Origin of the sequence: Vibrio sp. 10N.247.310.17 (assembly GCF_041466605.1) — a bacterium.
GTDB classification, from domain to species: Bacteria; Pseudomonadota; Gammaproteobacteria; order Enterobacterales; family Vibrionaceae; genus Vibrio; species Vibrio tasmaniensis_A.
This window is the reverse complement of the sequence record NZ_JBFSTC010000098.1, coordinates 1-21,732: the sequence shown is the minus strand read 5'-3', so window position 1 is coordinate 21,732 and position 21,732 is coordinate 1. Positions and strand designations below refer to the sequence as shown.

Sequence of the window (21,732 nt, the reverse complement as noted above, 5' to 3'; positions counted from 1 at the left end):
AACATCCATAAAAAAATCCAAGTGCATTAAATACACTTGGATTTTGACAGCTCTGAAGGATCCTTCAACCGATCACTTTGGCTTTAACTGATCGGCATTACCCAACGTGGGTTCTTTATTTCGATTAACTGTCGTCTGAAACCACCCAATGGTCAGCCACCAGCCGCGTTATAAAGGCATCGAAGAATTCTTTTTTACCGAATATACCCATTTCATTAAAATCATTGTTGCAGTAGCTACACAGCACCTCAGTTATTTCTTCATTCACTAGATAGTGGATTTCTTGCTCATTGCGAATGAAAGGGCAGTCCTCTCCACTCAAATCTAACTGTGCGTAATGGGTGCTGAGAAGTTGAGTGATGGCACCGCGCCAACACTTCTCAGTGGTCTTAGCTTTAAAGAAAATGGGCTTCCATAGACCTGTCCTCTTACATAAGCCCCCGCGGGTGACAGACAAATGTATGTGCACATTCCAATTCAGCTTTCTCCCGTAGGTATGAAGTGCACAGAACACGCCAATATCGATATCGAGTTGCCTTGCCCATCCAAGAAGATTTTGGCTGCACAGCTAAAGAGATGATTGAGAAGAAAGCGATTATCCCGAAAGATTGGCCACAGCGTGTGAGGAAGAGTCAACGTAACGTGTTGATACTCACACTCAGGAAAGACATGTTGTTGCTTTCGTATCCACCGCTCTGTGGCTTTTATGCCACAACTGCTGCAAAAGCGAGATTTGCACGTCTGGTGAATGTATTTGTGATGGGTGCAGTCAGCATGACTGCATCGATACTCTTTAGAGCCAAAAGCAGCCGTACTGCAAGCGAGCATCTTGGTGACGTTTTCAATGACGACGGTTCGGAGGGTTTCTCGGTACTTATTGAGGTAGTTCAGCCAAGTATCGTTGGCATTGAAGAGTTGTTTGATGGGCTTATTCGGGTGCATGACCTATAGGATAAACGATCCATGTAAAGCACCCTAGTAGGTTGAGTCTCTTTGTTTTCGGCCGTAGGCCGCTCAGGCGACACCGTCGCCGGTTCCTTCAAAAGAAAGCGGGACTTCAAAGCGGCAATAGACCAATTTTTTACTGTGACTCATCCAGAGATCGCAAGCTCTTTGACATCTCGAATTAATGATAATTTCCAGGCTCTCAAGCCTGCATATTCAAGTTGATTCGTTATAGTGCTCTAATGAGATTTAAAATAGGAGAACAATAACTCATTGGTAAGCTTATAAAGTTACGAAAGCTATATCATACCTGTTATTGTTATCCCCAAGCTTATTGGCAAGTAACCGATAGGCTATGGTCAACTTTTAGATCATTGAAGTATTAATCTCTATATAACTTGAGGACAAAACGATGGCTGGATTCAACCCTGCTGACTTTACTGTTGCGAAGGCAAAACCATTACCTGTTGTATTATTACTTGATGTGAGTTACAGCATGCAAGGTGAAAAAATGGACAAACTGAATGCTGCAGTAAAAGAAATGATTAAAGATTTTGCTAATGCAGAGAAAAATGAAATCGAGATTTTAGTGTCTGTAATTACATTTGGTTCTGAAGTTTTACTCCATACCCCTTATACATCAGCAAAAGACATTGAATGGAATGATCTGCAAGTAACTGGAATGACCCCTATGGGTACAGCTTTCGCTATGGCAAAAGCAATGATCGAAGATAAAGAAACAACACCTTCAAAAGCTTACCGACCAACTCTTGTTCTAGTTTCTGACGGCGCACCAACAGATGATTGGGAACAACCATTGCGTAAGTTGGTGAATGAGGGACGCTCTCAAAAATGTGATCGCATGGCGATGGCTATTGGTAGTGAAGCTTCTAATGTTGTGCTCAATGAGTTTATTACAGGCACGGACTACAGTGTGTTTACTGCAGAAGATGCTTCAAAAATCCAGGAATTTTTCAAATTTGTAACTATGTCCATCACAACGAGAACCCAAAGCCAGAACGCTAATGTGGTGCCAAAACCAGGAGAGATTCAACTAAAAGTAGAAGAGCAAGAGATTGCTCAACCAGAAGAGCCTCAAGATGAGTTCATCTAAGCTGTATTGCATTATCGATCGCTCAGGAAGTATGGCGGAGTACGGTAAACCAATGTTAATGGTAAACCTGCTTCGTTATATTCGACAATTCACCAATCAACGCAACATAAATACTCGCTATTTTATTTGGCAAGAAGATATTTCAGAAATTAATTGGTCTGAAGATCAAGATGTTGAGTTACCTGAGGCCGGAAAAAGTGCAGACATCGATGCTGTGTGTTCTCTGGCTAAGTCTTACCCTGAAGCAACATTAATGATCTTAAGTGATGGGTATTTTGAACTTAAGTCAGAGCAACGTCATTTGCTAACCCAGCTCGACAACTTATATATAGTCAGTGTAGGAGGCGATGCTAATTTAGTGCAACTGAATACTCTTTCTGAGCATAGTTATCATGCCGAGAAAATCGATCAAGCATTACATACTCTTAGTCGCTCGAAAGTAGTGACAGTACCACCACTTAGTCGAGTTTCTATGAAAGCAACATTATTTGATGAAGATGATGAAGATGAGTGGTAAATCGGTAGACTGGCGAGGTTTTAGTGACTCTGAAATCGGCCCACTTCATGTACGTATTGGTTTACCAAATCAAGATGCTTGCCACTTAGAAATTGGAGATGAGTCGGTTTTGGTTGCGTTATCTGATGGAGTGGGGAGTAGAGCTTTGTCTCACCTTGGCGCTCATGCTGTGTGTCGAGCAACGGTTAGGTTAGCGCAACATAATATAGTTCACAAACCAATTGAACCAGAGTCGTTGCTACGACAGTTTCATGAACTATGGTTGGATGAACTTGGTGAAGCTGATGTTCAGCAATGTAGTTGCACAGCTTTATTTGCTATTAAGATACGGGATCATTTTTTTATTGCTCAATTGGGTGATGGGGCGTGCTGCATTATTACGTCTGATCATAATGCGCACTTAGAGCAAGGTATTAGCTTTCTTAGTCAGAAAGATGATGATTTTTTTGCAAATCAAACACGTGCATTAGGGGGAACTTTTAAGATTGATGATTGGCAATATTGTTTTCAGAAAGTGATTGATATTGAAGGATGTTTTTTAGTGACGGACGGAATTTATGATGATATTGCTGACGAGAACCGAGCTCGATTTTTTCTTGAATTGCTCAATTATTATCAGCGTTTGAGCGATCGTGAAGTAAAACTTGATGTAAGAAATTGGATTAGTCAATGGCCTGTTGCTGGACACAGTGACGATAAGACTATTGCTGCTTTTTTTCGTCAACACTCTCCGCAAAGATCATAATTCTATGAGCTTTAATTTAGGCTCAGTAATGGAAATTGTAAATGACAAAACATACCAAACCTAAATGGGTAAAAGACCAGCTCTCTCAAAGACATAAACTGATAAAAAAACTTGGTCAAGGAGGGCAAGGGGTTGTATACCAAACTTCTGATCCTCAGTTGCTGGTTAAGATGCCATTAAAAAACTTTGAAGAGATAACGGATCCAACCGAAATTACACATTTCCAAGAACAATTAGAAAGATTGTTTTTACTACCACTTTCTGAGTCGATGCATATTACCAAGCCTTTATACCTGCTAGATGGGCAGGCAGGTTATGTAATGCAAATGATGCAGGACATGAAGCCGATTGGTGAGTGGTTACCCCAGATATATAAAGAACAAGCATCGGATAATTCCAAACAGAAGGACTCAGGTAATCTCCCTCCTCCCCCTTGGCTTCCCGATTGGATAAGCCCTGAAGTGCCTAAGGCGTCAGCATACCCCTTGGCTATGTACGCTAAATCAGGTGGAACAAAACGCAGATTAGAATTACTCACTCAGGCAACTATCGAATTACTTAAACTTCATAGTGTAGGTGTGATTTTTATGGATATCTCACCAGAAAACTTATTTTGTTCTAAAACAAAAGGTTACAACGAAGTGTGGTTGATTGATGCTGATAATCTTCGCTTCGAAGTTACTAATGCTAAAGCAGGTGTTTTAACGCCTCAATATGCAGCACCTGAGGTTGTAAAGGGAGAAAGTGGTGCCCGTGTTACAAGTGATGCTTATTCTTTATCGCTATTAGCATTTAAAATTTTGACTATGTGTGGTGCGTTTGAAGGAGAACGTTTTACTGACGATGACGATGATTGGGCAGCAGATGATAGTCAAAATGGTGAGCTTAGCGTAGAAACGCAAGCGGAACATGGATTGTTGCCGTTTATATTTGATGCTGAAGATGATAGCAACACACAGATCAGAGGACGAGGTCTTCCTCATCAATTAACGCTAACTCCTGAACTACTGACATTTTTCCAGGAAATGTTTGGTATAGGTAGAACTCAACCGTGGCAGCGCCCAAGTCTGCACTCATTACCAAGAATGTTGGCTAAGGCAACAGATAACTCGATTCAGTGCAGTTGTGGTATGAGCTTTTATTATCAACCCTCTCTTGAAAATAACGCCTGTCCTTATTGCCAAAAGCAACCACAAAATCTACTAGTTGCTACGAGTTATCAGTATAGCAATGATGGTATCGGTGAGCCGATTTGGACTTGGGTATCTCCGTTTAGTGAAGATGAGGATCTAAAACTCCCTAGACGATTAGCGGGAAGTTTTGAATTTGACAAGCATAGTGTGCCATTGCTTGAGATTTCTCATATCGAATCAGATAGCTTTATTTATGCTTCGGCAGAGGATGTTCGCATCGATATTACAGATCTGTCTGGTCGTTTTACCCCGTTAGCCAATCAATGGCTACTTGAAAAATCACAACTTGAGGAAGGTGTGCAGTTGTATGTTCATAACCCTCACTCTGTCCTTATTGAAATCAAGGTCCTAGATAATAATGCGATTTAAACAATTGAATATCGATGTAAGTTATACATTTTGGATAGAAAAAATTGATACCAAAGGGCTGACTTTTAAACAAGGCGATCTTGGCCAGTTGCGCTTAAGTCAATATACAGATGCTTTGCAACTGGTAATCAAAGGCAAGTTGTTTACGATAACTTTACGTGATCCTGCATTATTTAATCAGATTGCACCGGAATTTGGTCGAGCAAATGCAAACTTAATCGAAGTAAGTAGGGTACATAGGCAAAAAGATTGGCCGCAAGATAGTGTGCAACTTGAGTTATCTCTAGCATCGTTTAATGGCCCTGAAATAGAATTAGGTACTCTAGATATAGCGTTAGATCAGAGAACATTAGATCAAGCAGAATTGACTGGTTTGGGACAGAATTTTAAGGATGTCAAAGCGTCTCTTGAGAAGGGTTGCTCTTTAAATTTAACCGACGAACCCGAAGAGCAGTATGCGATTGTAATGTTGGGAGAAAGCGCCTTAGATCAGCTGAAACATATTCAAAAATCAGAAGATCAAACTGTGCCTTTGAATCGGGAAGCTCAGCAGCAGATCAAAAGTGGCTTAGTTTTGCTAGGTGATAATTTACAACTGGCGATCCAGCAATTCTCAGCTGTTGATTTCGATTACTTAGGGGTTCGCAAGTTAGTTACTCGTTCGCAATCTGCACCGACACGTACCTTAAGGTTGGTGAAAGTAAAACTTAAATTTACTGAGCATAGAGCACAGATTGCCTCTTTAGCAACTCAACAGCTTAGTAAGATTTTAGCGGATCAAAAAGGTTATTTATCTACTTGGGATCGCTATGGTGCTTCTGAAGGTGAGCAACTTCTTAAACGAGCACGCTCAATAGGAAAAATTGAGATTGCCAGTTATAACATTGGTGGTGAATCTGGTGATGTTATGTCTATCTATGTCGAAAAAGATCTACGAGAACTGTTGACTCCCCAAGATTCAGTGTTGATGGTCAGTCCAAATACAGCGATCCCCCACCTCGATGAACCAGATATGGATTGGCAAACATTTAGCGCGAGGATGTTAGAGGAATATAAAGCAACTAAAGGTTTCGACAGTGGGCTTTCTAGCTGGGAGCAAAAGGTTGTCGCAGAGAGTGAAAGCAGTGATTCATTTCAAGATGGTGTGGTCGATGTGCCTCAATCAGAGTTAGACCAAACCCAATCTTTTAAGGTGATTAAAGTAGAGCAACACTGCGTCGTAGTTAAGAATGAAACCTTACCCTCTCAAAATATGGTGCTGGCATTGTCTATATTAGGGGATCAAATTCAGATCGAGCGAAGAATGGCAGCAAGGAGTGCCATAGTTGAAGGCAAAAGTGCAATGCCCCATTTAGGGTTGTTGATCGAGGATGGTGGTATGTTGCCTATTGGCCGCTCTCAGCGACCAACGATTGAGCCTTTGACTAACTTCGTTGAAAATAAAATTTTCCCTAAAAATAAACCAACGGCTGTTCAGAAAAAAGCAATCGAAATCGCTTTGAACACGCCAGATATAGCGATTATTCAAGGCCCCCCGGGTACAGGTAAAACGACAGTTATTACAGCTATTATTGAACGTTTGAATCAAGAGTTAGATAAAAGTAAATCGGTACAAGGGGATATATTGGTTTCGGGGTATCAACATGATGCAGTAGAGAACCTATTGAATCGATTGTCGGTTAATGATCTACCTGCTATTAAGTTTGGTCAGCGATCAGGAGAGTCAGCACAAAGTAATTCAACAAATATTAAGCTAGACGAATGGCGCAAACAAACGTTGCAGCGTGTTTTTCAGCATTCTCCAGGATTAAGAGAAAGTGTGGCGTTCATTCAGCTAGAGAGAGATGCCAAGGCTTACAATAAACGACCAAGTAACAGTGCTGCGTTACGCCTTTTGAATAAAGCAAATACTTTGATTACGGGTTTGTCAGGTAGCCATGAATTGGTTGCTTTACTTAAAGATTTGATTCATGAATTGGCGAATCAACACCACAGTAATTTAGAGGGATTATCTTTGTTACGCTCTTTACGTTTGACGTCTGCTGGTTTTAAAGATGATGGTGTAGATAGAGCAACTGCCTTAATGACTTGGCTTGAAAAACAAGAAATTCATCTCAAAGAGGATTATCTTGAGGTATTGCGCAATGCTATTGCTTGGGAGCCAGAACAAAAACTAGATTTCCTTCCTAAGCTACAAGAAGTTAAGTTGTTGCTGCTTAAAAAAATCACTCCTCGGCCTCAATTAAAGCGTGTGATGGTTAGAGAAGATGTCCAAATTGCGATTCAAAAATCCCTCGATTTATTGCAAGAAAAGGAAAGTAATAACGGTAAAGAGCGTGCCCTAATCGAATATCTGAGTGATTTAGAAGGGAACTCTAACTTAGTTCAAGAAGCCCTTTCTGAATATAATCTTGTTTATGGGGCAACAGTACAACAATCTGAAGGCTCTTTGATTCGTCGTTATAAGTCTAAAGCAAATGATGGCAAAGGGTACTTGGAGTACGGCACTGTTATCGTCGATGAAGCCGCGAGGACGAGCCCGCGTGATTTGATGATTCCAATGGTACAAGCCAAAGACAGAATAATCTTAGTTGGTGACCACCGGCAGTTACCACATATTGTAGATGAATCCTTACTTAAACAAATGGAACAAGAGCTTGAAGTTGCTGATTTGCGTGATGGGCGAGTACAGTTTAATCAGCATATCAAAGAGAGTATGTTCCAATATTTGTTTAATCGAGCTAAACAACTGGAACAACAAGATGGTAAGCAACGTACCATTACCCTAGACGCACAATATCGAAGTCATCCATTGCTAGGTAAATTTGCGAGTGAGCAGTTTTACGCACCGTATAATGAGCCCTATAAATCTCCTATAGAGGAAGACAAGTTTGACCAAAGACTTGATGGAATCGAAAGTAAAGCAGCTGTTTGGCTGGATGTCCCAGCTCAAAGAGGTTCAGAAGAGAGAGATGCAAGTAAAAGCCGATTCAGGAGAGCTGAGGCTAAGGTAATCGCTAAGCAATTAAAAAAATGGATAGATAGTGAACAAGGGAAAAACCTTAGCTTTGGTGTTATCTCATTCTATAAGGCTCAGGTAAATGAAGTAATGGAAGAATTATCCAAATTTGACATTACAGAGCGTGATGAGCAAGGGAACTACGCCATTACTCGTGAATATCAAATGTTGTTTGATAAAGAAGGTAAGCCGAGCGAAGAACGTTTACGTGTAGGTACTGTTGATTCATTTCAAGGAATGGAGTTTGATGTAGTGTTTTTATCAATGGTACGAACACCAAAATCTAACTCATCATTAACAAATAGGTCGCAAAGTTCGCTAAGAGAGCAACAAAGTGTATTTGGGCATTTAATGTCCAAGAACCGTTTATGTGTATCTGTAACTCGTCAGAAGAAGTCATTGGTAGTTGTTGGGGATGCTCATCTGATTCAATCTCCAATGGCAAAAGAAGCAGTGCCTGAGTTACATGCGTTTTACCAATTATGTAATGGTTCAGAAGGTGCACTGATATGATACAACCTCAAGTCGTAAAAGTATTGCAACAATCTCACTCTATTGCACAGTACCACCCAAAAGCTCAACAAGACATTTTATGGCCTTGTCTATGCTTTTCAATTTCATTACAAGCGCGTGGCCAGCAGTCCTTAAATTTATTTGAAAGTACGTTGCTACGTTTATTAGCTGACGGTGGTCGTGATCTTGACAAGATCAATCAATTAATGGGCTTTACTCCAGAGGATAAGCAAAGCTCAAGCTTGGCTGAATTTCTTAGTCTCAAACTTCAACAGTTAAATTTGCTTACTGAGCGCTTAGATCTAACAGCTGAGGGCAGGGATATGGTAAACCGACTTGATAAGTCGGAACCACAAGTAGTTAGTGCAACAGTATATTTTGATTTAGTAAATAGGTGTTGGCTACCTATGATTAGCCGAGGTGATTTGCAATTAACTCATGCAGAAATAGCACCTAATGGAGAGGTTGAACTTATTCAAGGTAGTGTCGGACGAAGTAAAAAAATCACGGCTATACCTATTATTGATAACGCTGAGAAAAATGATGACATACGACCTCCAACGGAACGTGAAGTCATCGATATTATTAGACTTTCTCGTCAGCAAAAAAAGAAGTTAAAGCTAATTGCAGACAGAACCGGTGGTGATGGTTTTATGACTAGTTCGGGAACGATTTCAGTTAATTCGGAAGCCGAACTAGTTTATTTACACTGTTACGCATTTGCAGTAGCGAGTGTTCGTTCGTTTTATGTGAGTAATGGTTTCCTCTCGACCACTCAGGATCGTTTTTCTCGTGGGTTCAATGATCCTCGAAAAGAAGCACAATACCCAGGAATTAAAGTTGCTCGTGAAAGGCTAAACAACCGGAGAAAGAAATCGCACCAACGTCGCTTTATGATAGCGCCCAAATCATTAGAAAAACTCTATGACTCGTTAGTAGGAGCGAAAGTAAGCAATGTGAGCGAGCAAATCGAGTTTGAAAATAACTTAACTGAGTTTCTTAGTAGGAGTTACGCAGAACTAGAATTAATTCTTGCTGAATGTTTTCCTTTTTCTAACCTTGAGACCTGCATTAAGGCATTACATTCTGACCCCATTCGTAATGGTCATTTAGCTCTTGACATAGCTCGCGAATTAGGGTTTCAAATCAATAATGATAAGCTTATAAAGCCACTTATCAAAGCAAATAAAGGTAGTGTTGTTTATCTTAAAGCAGAACAACCGGTCATGACACCATTATTAGTATGTCATCTACTAATCGCTCAAATTGATGAACAACAACCAATGGCTAAATTAGCTAAGGAATATCCTAGCCTGCTTAATGAGATTGCGAAACTTAGAAGTTGGCGTAATCCGATAGATCATGGTGATTTAGTTGATGTGCGTGATAAGGCTAAACCTGAGGATGTTGAATTTACTCATCAGTTAGTTAACAAGGTGCGCCAAATTCTTACAGGCTGGACTAAAGCCCTTGATGGTAGAGTGCCGGATCAGAATGTTCCTAAGTGGCATCAAGAGGATATCCGAACCAAAGCTCATGCTAAATTAGAGGATGAGTTTGGTTTGATGCGTACTCGAATGGATGACAGAGTTTATCAAGGGTTGTTTGATAGCCTAGTTCTTGCTCATTCAATTGATGGTAGAGGAAGAACCAACGCTTTGGCATCTGCACTACAACATGCTTTGTATAAGTCCTGTCAATCCCTTGATCCAAGTGACGCTAGAGATATTGAACTTGTGAAAACTCAACTTACTAAAATGGGAATTAACCAGTTAACCAAAAGTAATGTTCACAAGGTTAAATTGGCATTAAATGGAGGCAATGCGACACTTGGTGCTAATTTTATAGCCTTTTGGGCTCAGTTAACTGAGCAGCAACAACGTGAGCTTAAAAGGCCTGACTCTTTAATTGAATCGGTAGATAAACTGGACAAAATTCGAGGGCATAGCGGCGAGATCCTAGATCAACATGAAGCTCTCAATGAGATCGAAAAATCAGTTTTTACATTAATTAAACGCTTGATGGAGCAATACTGTGGATAAACATCAGCAACACCAAAGTAATAAAAATGAAAATAGCTCTGCCTCAGAATCAAACGACAATATTCGTTTTGAATTGCAACAGCAACGACTATTAGAGTGGCAGCAATCACTACAACAACAGTCTGAGGATCTTGCCAAGCGAGAACTTGATTTAGAGAAAAGTCAGTGGAGTTTGCAGAACCAGCTCCAGCAACTATCTAACAAACAAGAAATTCTTGATGCTAGAGAGAATCAATTAACTGATGAAGCTAGTGCATTAAGTCAGAAGAGCCTTGAAGTTGACTCTCGTCATCAACAACAAGAATTGCGTCAAAAAGAGATAGAGCAGGGCTTACCTGCATTGCGTGACCAATACTTTGCTGAACGGGAAAAGCAATTAGAAGCTGAAAAGTCACAACTGAGGCATCAATTGTCTGAACTAACATCTCGTGAGCAAAAAGTACAAGCACAACGAGATGAGCAAGCTCGTATGCAAGAAGTCATTGAAAATGATTTTGCACAACAGAGAGCAGAATTACAGCAAGAACTCCATAAACAGCGACTAGATGCCCTAAATGAGCTTAATGTTAAATTAGTTCAAGAGCGTGAGCATGCTTTGAAAAAGCTTGAGCAGGAATTACAGCACCGTCGAGATGACTTTGAACAACAGCAACAACTGTTGGAAGATGGTTTGGCAAAGTTAAAAGTTGATAAGGCAAATGTAAAGTTAAAACGAACAGAAGTAGAACAGCTACAACTCACTCTTGAGCAAAAAGTAGCTGAATTGACAAAAATGCGATTGCAAGAGTTTGAACAGGCCGAACATCGTTTTGAGCAAGAAAAAAATCGACTTCTTCAACGCATTGAAACTCAAGCTGCTTTACATGGTGCATTCAAGGAACTTGAAAAATCTCTTGGAGAACAATCACCAGAAGAGCTCTTAAAAGAGCTCACTGCGAAGAATGAAGAGCTAGCTAAATTACGACAAGAACTTAAAAAGCCGTCTAAAGAGCTTGAAGATCATTATGATGAACATCGACGTCAAATAGCAGCGCTTGAGCAAGCAAACAAACAGCTATTAGAACAAAATCGCGATCTATATAAGAATCTAGATAGTAAAGAACAATTGGAGTTTGATTGGAATAGGCTGCAAAGTAAGTACGATAGCTTGGTTGTAGACAGAGATTCTATTCAGGCAGACCTTAATAAACATAAAGAAACGATCGCGCGTTTAAGTGCGAGCTATACAGAACCACAAAAACTTGAGAATAGAATTAAAGAAATAAAACGTCCTTATATCGAGGAATTTATTCCCCGTAATGTAGGAAAGATCAAGGAACTGGAATGGTTAGAAGGTATTCGCACTAAAATTGACAGTTTTGGTTTACATTTCTCTCATCGCATTTTATGTGCTTTCCATACGGCACTAAAGATCGCAGAGTGGTCACCGTTAACAGTATTAGCGGGTGTTAGTGGCACAGGTAAATCTGAACTTCCTAAGCTTTATAGCCATTTTGGTGGGATCAACTTCATCAATGTTCCTGTGCAACCAAATTGGGATTCACAAGAGTCGATGCTCGGTTACTTTAACTCTATTAGCAACAGCTTTGAAGCTCAGGCAATGCTTAATTTTCTTGTTCAGAGTCGTGAAAAATTAGTAACAGATAGTGATAATCCAGAAGATAACTACAACGGCTTAGAAGATACGGTTAGTTTAGTATTGTTGGATGAAATGAACCTAGCGCATGTTGAGCTATATTTTGCAGATTTTCTAAGTAAATTAGAACAGCGTAGAGCGGCGACAAAAGAACAACTACCTTACATTGACATCAGTCTTGGATCGAAAGCAAAAGAGTCATATAAGCTGACGCTTGGAAGAAACCTGTTATTTGCTGGCACCATGAACCAAGATGAGACAACGAAATCTCTATCTGACAAAGTAATAGACCGCGGCACATCGATTTACTTCCCTCGTCCAGACTCTTTACATCGTCGTGAGAAACTAGAGAGCTTACCGAAACCAGCAGATCGACTACCAATGGCGACGTGGTGGCAGTGGATTAGCAAAAAAAGTGAGCTAACAGCTGGTGTGATAAAGCAATATAAAACACTCATTGAAGAAATTAATGAGTGCTTAGGCAAAGATGGCCGAGCTCTCGGACACCGAGTATGGCAGTCAATTGAGTACTATATGGTAAACCACCCGTTAGTTCTTGGCTTGGATGCATCAAAGTATCCTGATGAATATAAAGAGGCGCTAAAGTTTGCTTTTGAGGATCAGCTTGTCCAAAAAGTGATGCCTAAGCTTCGAGGCATTGAGACGAGGGGCTATGCAAAAGAGAATTGCTTGAATCCTATCCGTGACATACTGGCGAATAATAAATTAGATATCATTGACGATTTTGATAAAGCGATGCGAGTTGGTCATGGTCAATTTATGTGGTCGAGTGCTGATTACCTTAATAATGAGGAGAACAACACTCGTTATCAAGAACTGTTTAATTTAGCTTTAGATCCATCATCTGTTCAACGTAAAACCTCGCCTAAGTTAACTTCAGGGAATGAGCCTGAGACTGAAACGAGTGTAGAACCACAACCACCTAAGCAAAATAATACAGCTTCCTTCAACGCTGTAAAAAATATGTTCAAATCGCGCAAGTAGGTGGTTAGATGATTGATGTTGTAAAGGAACAGTTGACCGATTTCGGTCAACTTTATTCTCGCTATCATGCACAAGAACCCATTGCTCTGCAGTTATTGCAGACACAAAATTACTTTTTAAAGGAACTAAGCTTTGATCCTATTAATGGGGATGCTCTGCCACTTAGAATGAGTAATTGGTTGACTCATAATAAAATGCAGAACGAAAGTGGTGAGTTGCATGATCATGTTACTCAACTTGTAGATCACTGTGTTGATGCAATTGGGAATATTTTGTTATCACCTAGACAAACAGTGATAAGAGTGCATGAGATGACCCCTGTTTATCTGGCACAACGTTTGGATAGTCGTTCGGTGCAGTGGTTGAGTAGAAAGCCTGGAAATAATATGCGTGAGAAGCTAGCAGCGAACCCCAATATACTCGCTTCTACACGTAAAATGAGCTTGGATACACTTGAAAATCGCTTGCTTAAAAGTTTGTTAAAACGCCTAGAGAATCTGTTGCTGTATCGTTTAGAAGCTGGGTTTCAACTGACTGAAAAACAAGAAGGCTTACTCATTTCTATAAAACAAGCTTTACGACTTAAGGAGTTTGTAGCGATAAAGCCATGGCAAAATATGCCACCAAACAATGTATTACTGCAAGACAAGCAATATCGTAAAGTGTGGAGAGCATGGCAGCTACTGCAGCGGTTAGAGTTAAATTGCCAACGTCAACAACAAGAGTTCGTGGCATCAGGTTTTGTTATGTTTAGCACTCTACTGACACAACTTTCTAGTATGACTAGCTGTGTTGTATTGGATCAACCGTGGCAGTTTAAGCTTGATTATCTTTCTATTTGTACGGGGCATAAATTTCGTGAAAAGCCAGCTCAAGTCACAGTTGAAGCCATTGAAAGTGTTGTGGATGATACTAGCCATGGAAAAATTAAACCGTCAGCAAAACTGACATTGTTACTGACAGAAACCGGTCATATAAAAGTAACTCGTTATTCAAAGTTAGGGGGGACTCAAACATGGAATTTAGATTTCCAATTGGTAAATGGGCTCACTTATGTGGAGCTAACTTCGGATTCAAGAAACCATCAGAGAAACGAGAATCCCATACTTGCAACACCTGAAAACTATTTATACCTAACTCAATCACTTCTTAATCAAGTCATCTTACATGATCAGAAGATGCGAAACGTGGCAAATACTTCACTTAACGGGGTTAGTGATTTTATTACATTAATGCTGGATGGAGCGAGTTGTAAAGCGTTGCTAGGGTCCAATACCAGTGGACGTTGGTTGGGACCATTATTCATTGACAATCGAGGATTAGATTGTAGTCAAAGTCGAGCCTTGGATTTGAGTGATGATGTATTTAGCGCTCAAGAGTTAACGCTCGTCAGTCAAGATGATAAAAATCGACAAATAAGTTTGTTTTCAAGTGAATTGGCTCGGCAGTTAAAGCCAACCATAGGTATGCACTATCTAGTTCATGATCATCTTAGTGATTTTGAAACCTATGAGCTACGTCGTGAAATCAATCGTAACTTTACTAATGCGACCCCATTACCTAAAAGCATAGCATCGGTTTTCTCTACTCTAACAAAGCAACAATTTAAACGTAATGATTTGATTATGGTGCTGGATTCAGATCATGAAGGTATTTATGCCACACCAATTATTTATTGTTGGGGTGAAAATCCAGGTGATGAGTATCTTGAAAGGCATCCGTCAATTAAGCTCTCCACGCAGGGAGAAAGGCACTTATTGCAAGACGCATTAGAACAGTCAGGGCTCCCAAAGAATGTCGCAGAACGTTTTATTGAGTTGTATAGCTATCGAGAGATAGTAACGAACAAAGCCAATCTAGTTCTTAAAGATGCGAACTATTGGTATCGAATCCCTACTGGTTTGAAAGTATCGAGGGTTGATATTAAAGATGCACTGATAAAAGAGGTAGGCTATAAGAAGTTTGAAAAGGCATACTTTGTTTCAGTGTCGCCAGCCATCAAACATCAAAAAGGAATCAAAGCAACGCAGTGGTTGAAAAGCGATCCTCTATCCGGTTCACAACGCTTACTTAAACTGCAACATCAACAACCGAAAAAGATTTTTTGGAAAGACCATTTGCCACAATTAATGACTCGTTTACCTGTAAACGGGATTGAGAAAGACTTTTTCTTTGTGGATAGCTATACGTCAATTAAACCTGAAAGAGATATCTCAGTTCCAATTGATATTGAGCAAACTTTCACCTTACCAAGTGGTAAGAAAGATATTCGCTTCTCTGTTTATCAGGGTAAAGGTAGTAATCGACAAGCATTTTCATTGTTACTAACTTTAAAGCAAGCATTGAAATCAGATTGTGTCTGCGATTTAACATTAACTTATACCTACGGTGAAGAACAGCCGTACAAGTTACGTTTTACTCCTATAGAGGGTAGTAATGTGCCATTTCATTATGTTGATGCACAATGGGGTAAGAAAGAAAACCAAGAAGTGGTTAGAACCCTTGCAATTCCAATTTTCCCAGAACGCTTAAGCTTTGAGGACTTAAGAACTTACTCTAGCCGGAGTGGAAAAAAAGAAGATATTGTGGATTGGATTGAATCTAACTTTGAACAGTTGGATGATATTTATCAATTTATGCGATTTGGTAAAAATAAGAAACGCTTCAACTTTGCTTATAGAGATATTGATTGGATACCAAATAAAGACTTTGGTTTTTATAAATCGCACGCTAACTATGAGTCTATTTTTGTCCATAAAGATCAATTCAAGGAGCTTGATACTTCGAGCGAAGAGTATTTTTCAGGCGATGTGTTAACTAAAGGGGACAATCGATATTCTCTAGTTAACGTAGGGTTGCAAGGTGAGCTATCAAGGTATGAGCGAAAAAATCTCTCTAAAAGTTGGCGCTTCCCAATGATTACCTTTAGCGAACAATCTCGATGCTTTGATGATCAGGAGATACCAGTTGTCTTTGCACAAAAAGGAAAGCAAGCCATAGTTCAAGCTGAAGATACTTTGAAGTTACTGAATGGCAATGATGTTGTTTTAGAAAGAGAACTTAAGCAATTTTTATGCTATTGCCATAAATTGATGCCGCAAACTATTTCTGACGAATTACTCCAAAACTCAACTGATAAATCGCTTCTTCGTCGGGAGAAAACGTGGTTTACATATGCTTTGGGTGATGTAAGCCAATCATGGCAAAAAGAATTATTAAGTAACATTCTAAATCCTGTTGATGATTCTGGAGGAACTAGGGCGGTATCTTTTGAAATCTTATCAGTAGCCATGTGGCGTGTTGAATCTGCAGTTCATCAACTAAGTTTTGAGCAACTGTGTTCATTGGCTGAGCGTTTAAATAACTGGCTTCTTGATGAAATAAAGTGGCTTAAAATAGAAGATAAATCGTTTAAGTGGAATTCATTTATTCTTCGTTTAGAGTTATTACTAGCATTATTGCGCACTAGAGAAAGTTCAGACAATAAGATAAGCACTCTTTTTTCTTTAGATAGTCAAATGACCGAGACGCTTTTAAGTACGGTAGAGCAGATTACAGATAAACAAGGTGCAGCATTAGCTCAGCAGATTAATCTGCCAGGTGTTCACTCTCGAGTGAAGTTAGCTATAGATAAACCGGAAGGATATCACCGAACGCCAGATTTGCTTTATGCCTTAAAGTTGTACCTCTCAGGAGAGGATGGAGCTGATCAAATCACTATTACTGAATTGATCAACAATGAATAACAGCATCTGTACTTAAATAAAAAGAGAGTTGGTATGAATGATGTAATAAATGTCGAGCCTTTAAATAGGCTATTGATTGCGTTAGATACCCCTGCTAACCCGGTAAGTATTAGTAAACGTTTGATGGCTTGTGATGCATTAAAGGCTGACGATTACCAATTCTTCCAAATTGATAGCTTAAGTCATATCTCTGATGCTCCACGTCGTGAGGCATTAGAGAACGTTTATAGTTGCGTCCGGTATCCTGGTGCAAGCGTAGTTTACTTATTATGTGGTGATGCAAAAGGATGCTCTCTTTACCTTGGGGTTGCTAGAAATTATTTGTATCCTCAACCTGCGATTACTATTTCTGATATATCAAAGCATATCTTGAAACCGAGTTTCGAAGGTAACTTTAGAGGAAGCAGTATTACCCAAGCATCTAGTAATGTTAACGAACGACTGATCAAGCAATTGCAAAGCTATCACCACATTGGCGTACTACAAGGCACGGTTGGCGATCAAGAGCAAGGTGAAAATGAGTTTTTTCAAGGAGTAGATCGTTTAGTTGATGTAATGGCAGGTGGTGAATTTTGTTTGTTGATCACTGCAGCATGTGTTGAGTCACAAGATGTGATTACACTAGAGCAGTGGCTTCATCGAGGTTATGAGTTACTTGCCCCTCTTTCACGAGTATCGCACCAGCATGGACGAGCAACTGGACGGTCTTTATCTTGGGGAGAAAATAAGGGAGAGAGTCGCGGTACGAATTCTTCGGAATCTTCAAGCGAGACCAACGGAAAGAATTATGGAACAACTAAGACGACAACGAGTTCTAAAACCTCAGATGCAGGTACAGAGGGAACCTCCAACTCTAAGACTACTGGGGGCTCTACAGGTACGAGTGACACAACTAGTGTAGGGAGCAATTCTGGAGTATCACTTAACCAAGGTGAAACTGTAAATATTTCCTCTGAGCGACATAATCGTCAAGCACAACAATGGTTGAGTTACCTTGATGAGGTATTATTGCCGAGAGTTGATTACGGTCGAAGCCGAGGCGGTTTTGTCTGCAACATTTCATTATTAGCGAACAACCAGCAAATGTTATTAAGGTTGGGGGATGCCACTCGCTCGATATTTAGTGGTAATAAGGGAAACCAATACCCATTACAGATGTTGAATATTTCATCATTTTCAGAGTGGGTGAAAAGCATAAAAAGCTTGCAACCACCTGTTATTCCAAGACATTCCGCTAATGATCAAGCCATTAATATTTTTGATAGTTTGAAATCTCGTGTTGGCTTGCAAGGCAAAATGATGATGGGTGCTTACGTTACACCTAAAGAACTTAGTTTGATTGCAGGCCTACCTCAACAGGAAGTGGTAGGTATAGAACTCAAAGAGCATGTGGCTTTTGGTTTGAACCCTCCGAGTGTCTCAGTTGTTGATGGTTTACCTTTGGGGAGTTTGGTACAAGATGGTCGGCTTTTAGAGCACAAAAAAGTATCTTTGAATAGACAAGATCTTAATAAGCACGTGTTTGTCGCTGGAGTTACAGGGAGTGGAAAAACAACAACTTGCCATCACTTGTTACGCGAAAGCATGCTGCCATTTCTTGTCATTGAGCCAGCAAAAACAGAATATCGAATTCTTTTAGATGAGTATGATGACTTATTGGTATTAACACCTGGCCGTGATGACCTTGCACCACTTAGATTGAATCCACTGGAGATGATGCCAGGAGAAACGATTTCAACTCGAGTAGACATTATCAAAGCGAGCTTTTTAGCATCATTTGATATGGAGGCTGCGATACCTCAAGTTCTTGAAGCTGCGGTTTATCGTTGTTATGAGAACTTAGGTTGGGATTTGAATACTTCAACTCACCCTTTATTTAAAGATCCATTTGCACCGGGTTGTTATCCATTTCCGATACTTCGAGATTTACTAGCAGCTAGTGAACAAATAGTAGAAGAGCAGGGTTTTGATGCTCGTTTGCGTCAAGATTATATTGGTTCAATAAAAGCACGATTACAAGGTCTTCTAGTAGGGGCGAAAGGACAGATATTTAACACCTTACGTTCTATCAATTTTGATGAGCTAATCAGGCGCCGTGTAGTGATCGAACTAGAAGAGATTCGTAACGGTTCAGAAAAGTCACTGTTGATTGCCTTTATTATGACGAACATTATGCAGGCTTTGAAGAATGCACACCGCAAGGATCCTAATTTTCTTCATTTGACTTTAATTGAAGAGGCGCACCACCTTTTAATGAGAGCAGATTCATCAACAAGCAGTAATCGCCGTCAGGCAATTGAAATGTTTGCAAACATGCTAGCTGAGGTCCGAAAGTATGGTGAGGGGCTGATTATTGTGGATCAAATCCCGAACAAGCTCACTCCAGAAGTATTGAAAAATACCAATACGAAAATTGTCCATAAACTGTTTGCTGAGGATGATAAGGCTGCAATAGGTAATTGCATTACATTGGAGTCAGGTCAACAACAGCATTTATCTCGCCTTGAGATTGGTGAAGCGGTTGTATTCGGTCAAGGGTGGCAAAAATCAGTGCTAACTAAAATTGAAGCACATAATGTTACTAAAGCTGATATTGCGTTGGAGCTTGTTGAACCCAAGTTACGACATCGAGCGTGGAAGTTTTATCAGTTGCCAAGCAACCTCCACCTATTACCTTTGCAGAGATTACAGCCTACTGAGTCAGTGGAACAATGGAGAGATCTATTAATGTTTACCGCTGATATAAGATTATTGTCAGCTTATGACAAATATTTAGATGAACGTTCTCCAGAGAATAATGAGCGCCTGACCTCGTTATTACAGCATGCCTCAAAACGTTTGGGGGATTCATCAAAGGTTATTGAACATATTATTTGCCATTCATACATGGTGACTGAGGGGTTATCGCTTAATGCTTGGCGTGAAAAGTTACGAAATTGCTACCATTCTTTGTTCGATGAAAATCATGGAAGAGTGGTCAATAGAAGTGGGCTTCATAAAAGTAATAGGAGAAAATTTTAATGCTTGGATTGATTAGTGCGGGAATTTCAGCCGTAGGCAGTGCTATAGGCTCTGCTTGTACAGCGATTGGAGGGGCAGTGGTTTCTGCAGGAAAAGTGATGATAGATGCTATTAGTCGGGGGCTGCCTATTGTAGAAAAGGTTTGTGATATCGCTTTCACTGTAGGTAAAGAGGTAGGAATATTTTCGCCAACGCATACTGAGCGAGATATGTATGAATTAGGAATGCGTGCAGAGGGTATTGATTCCGAACAATTTGACGATAATAAAGCGTTTATCGAACATATTCGAGAGAAAGTTGAGTTGAGCAAAGAAAGGTTAGAGCAGTTAGATAACCTATCGGACGATGATAAACTTAAATACGCTGCTATTGGTAGTGCAGTTGCTATCGCTGCGATTAAAGAACAGTACAAAATTGACATCCCAAATACATTTTGGCCGACTGGCGCTGAAATTGGTATTAGGCCAGAGCAAGTTAAGCCAATGCTCGATGAGTTTGAAACGGCTCGACTCAAGCCTGATCTTGAAGGCTTTTTAAAAGGAGACCTGCCATCAGATTTGCATAGCAACATTTATGATTTGATAGATACCAAACTTGGTGATCTACTAAATGATGATGTAATGGATAAGCTTCTTTGCTAATTTAGAAGTGGTAGTCAATAGTAAGGTTTTAATAAGCTTACAAACCACCACCCCACAACATCCTGAATTAAGATGCCTCCCATCAACAAAATCGACGCGAGGCATCTATCATGTGCAAACTATCTAGCTACAGCAAATATCAAAAACGTGTAATCAAGTTTTTAAATGACCTATTAGGTACAGAAACTCCATTTAGCTACGAAAGAACACAAACCAATCACCTCAAAGTCCTTATTGATGGTGTACCAAAACCTATCTTTACCGGCTCAACTCCATCAGATTGCAAGTCAATCAATAACTTCATGGCTGAAGTAAAACGAGAACTACGAGCAAGCAAACAAGAGCCTGAACAGACAGAACAGAAAGAGAAGCCACGTCTGCCGTTCCAGTTGTCGAATGACAAACTGATTCAAGGCTGTGTTAAATCTTTACGTACCCGAATAGAAACTTTGAAATCTCAAGAGGAAGCGTTAGTGTTAGAGCATAAAAACGTAGAAGGGATTAACAAAGCACGTATGGATACCGTTAAACACGCCGTTTCATTTGCACTTCAAAGCCGTAAATCAGGCGCTTACCTTAAACGCAAAGAGATGAAAGAGATTGAAGATACGGTAATGCGTCATCTTAACTTTATGCTTCCAACTGCGGCGTGTTATGCAGAACTGTTAGATAGCAAAAACAAGTACCAACCGAAGAGTGGCGGCTCATTACACGTTGAGACCGTAAGGAATAGTGATAAGGCTGAAGAGTCCCGTTCAAGCAACGTCGTAAAAATTGACGAAAATGTACAGGTAACGGACACAAGCACTGACAAAAAACAAACTGAGACTAACGATGGACAAAAACAATCTCGCCAAGATTCAGCGAGTGAATTGATGGCAATGTCTGCTGATAACCGAGTCAGTTTGTTGCGTAACTTGCCCAAAGCTCAAGCATTAAGTTTGATTGATGATATTAACCAGGCACTAGCACTGAACCGTGAACAAGATATCGAGGCTGTAGTAAACTTGATGCGTGATAAAGACCTGCCATTGGAAGCAATCATTTCTCGACTTGAAGCTGCGTAGTAGACTATTTCGCAATTTTCTCTTAGTCGGACTTTGTAAGCTTATCTGTTTTAAATATTGTCGGTTGAAAGTCTGCGTGAGGTGGAAAACACGGGATAGTTAACCGTAAACGCGCCATAAACCCCGCATTCTAATCTTTCAGCGCGAAGAATAAGATCA

11 protein-coding genes and 2 pseudogenes are annotated in these 21,732 nt (G+C 40.0%); 12 read left to right on the top strand and 1 reads right to left on the bottom strand.

The window, feature by feature from the left end:
* Positions 1–280: 280 nt before the first annotated feature.
* A pseudogene (locus tag AB6D80_RS20775) lies at positions 281–942 on the bottom strand (transposase zinc-binding domain-containing protein); the annotation flags it as partial.
* Positions 943–1,038: 96 nt separating this feature from the next.
* Here AB6D80_RS20775 and AB6D80_RS20770 point away from each other — a divergent pair.
* The 12 genes and pseudogenes from AB6D80_RS20770 to AB6D80_RS20715 all read left to right on the top strand — a co-directional run.
* Positions 1,039–1,170, top strand: a pseudogene (locus AB6D80_RS20770) (IS630 family transposase); the annotation flags it as partial.
* 187 nt (positions 1,171–1,357) lie between these two features.
* On the top strand, positions 1,358–2,059 hold the full coding sequence (locus AB6D80_RS20765) for a VWA domain-containing protein (protein WP_143692541.1): 702 nt from the start codon (positions 1,358–1,360) through the stop codon (positions 2,057–2,059).
* On the top strand, positions 2,046–2,576 hold the full coding sequence (locus tag AB6D80_RS20760) for a hypothetical protein (protein WP_372189468.1): 531 nt from the start codon (positions 2,046–2,048) through the stop codon (positions 2,574–2,576). The genes AB6D80_RS20765 and AB6D80_RS20760 overlap by 14 nt, the downstream gene beginning before the upstream one ends.
* Complete coding sequence (locus tag AB6D80_RS20755; RefSeq protein ID WP_372189466.1) at positions 2,566–3,321, top strand: PP2C family serine/threonine-protein phosphatase; 756 nt, start codon at positions 2,566–2,568, stop codon at positions 3,319–3,321. Before AB6D80_RS20760 ends, AB6D80_RS20755 begins: the two co-directional genes overlap by 11 nt.
* Before the next feature lie 41 nt (positions 3,322–3,362).
* Complete coding sequence (locus AB6D80_RS20750; protein WP_143692538.1) at positions 3,363–4,883, top strand: protein kinase domain-containing protein; 1,521 nt, start codon at positions 3,363–3,365, stop codon at positions 4,881–4,883.
* Positions 4,873–8,415, top strand: coding sequence for a DEAD/DEAH box helicase (locus AB6D80_RS20745; RefSeq protein WP_372189464.1), 3,543 nt, complete (start codon positions 4,873–4,875; stop codon positions 8,413–8,415). Before AB6D80_RS20750 ends, AB6D80_RS20745 begins: the two co-directional genes overlap by 11 nt.
* The gene (locus tag AB6D80_RS20740) at positions 8,412–10,457 is read left to right on the top strand and encodes a hypothetical protein (RefSeq protein ID WP_143692536.1); all 2,046 of its coding nucleotides are present in this window, start codon (positions 8,412–8,414) and stop codon (positions 10,455–10,457) included. Before AB6D80_RS20745 ends, AB6D80_RS20740 begins: the two co-directional genes overlap by 4 nt.
* Positions 10,450–13,098, top strand: coding sequence for a chromosome partitioning protein ParA (locus AB6D80_RS20735; protein ID WP_372189462.1), 2,649 nt, complete (start codon positions 10,450–10,452; stop codon positions 13,096–13,098). Before AB6D80_RS20740 ends, AB6D80_RS20735 begins: the two co-directional genes overlap by 8 nt.
* 8 nt (positions 13,099–13,106) lie before the next feature.
* The gene (locus tag AB6D80_RS20730) at positions 13,107–16,844 is read left to right on the top strand and encodes a DUF2357 domain-containing protein (protein WP_372189460.1); all 3,738 of its coding nucleotides are present in this window, start codon (positions 13,107–13,109) and stop codon (positions 16,842–16,844) included.
* A gap of 33 nt (positions 16,845–16,877) precedes the next feature.
* Positions 16,878–19,865, top strand: coding sequence for a helicase HerA domain-containing protein (locus AB6D80_RS20725; protein ID WP_372189458.1), 2,988 nt, complete (start codon positions 16,878–16,880; stop codon positions 19,863–19,865).
* Complete coding sequence (locus AB6D80_RS20720) at positions 19,865–20,506, top strand: hypothetical protein (protein WP_143692533.1); 642 nt, start codon at positions 19,865–19,867, stop codon at positions 20,504–20,506. The genes AB6D80_RS20725 and AB6D80_RS20720 overlap by 1 nt, the downstream gene beginning before the upstream one ends.
* 110 nt (positions 20,507–20,616) lie before the next feature.
* Positions 20,617–21,573: a hypothetical protein gene (locus AB6D80_RS20715; protein ID WP_143692532.1), complete on the top strand. Its 957-nt coding sequence runs from the start codon at positions 20,617–20,619 to the stop codon at positions 21,571–21,573.
* Positions 21,574–21,732: the final 159 nt, after the last annotated feature.

Coding starts and splice junctions, on each gene's coding strand:
- AB6D80_RS20765 (WP_143692541.1), top strand. CDS start 1,358: ATGGCTGGATTCAACCCTGCTGACTTTACTGTTGCGAAGGCAAAACCA.
- AB6D80_RS20760 (WP_372189468.1), top strand. CDS start 2,046: ATGAGTTCATCTAAGCTGTATTGCATTATCGATCGCTCAGGAAGTATG.
- AB6D80_RS20755 (WP_372189466.1), top strand. CDS start 2,566: ATGAGTGGTAAATCGGTAGACTGGCGAGGTTTTAGTGACTCTGAAATC.
- AB6D80_RS20750 (WP_143692538.1), top strand. CDS start 3,363: ATGACAAAACATACCAAACCTAAATGGGTAAAAGACCAGCTCTCTCAA.
- AB6D80_RS20745 (WP_372189464.1), top strand. CDS start 4,873: ATGCGATTTAAACAATTGAATATCGATGTAAGTTATACATTTTGGATA.
- AB6D80_RS20740 (WP_143692536.1), top strand. CDS start 8,412: ATGATACAACCTCAAGTCGTAAAAGTATTGCAACAATCTCACTCTATT.
- AB6D80_RS20730 (WP_372189460.1), top strand. CDS start 13,107: ATGATTGATGTTGTAAAGGAACAGTTGACCGATTTCGGTCAACTTTAT.
- AB6D80_RS20725 (WP_372189458.1), top strand. CDS start 16,878: ATGAATGATGTAATAAATGTCGAGCCTTTAAATAGGCTATTGATTGCG.
- AB6D80_RS20720 (WP_143692533.1), top strand. CDS start 19,865: ATGCTTGGATTGATTAGTGCGGGAATTTCAGCCGTAGGCAGTGCTATA.
- AB6D80_RS20715 (WP_143692532.1), top strand. CDS start 20,617: ATGTGCAAACTATCTAGCTACAGCAAATATCAAAAACGTGTAATCAAG.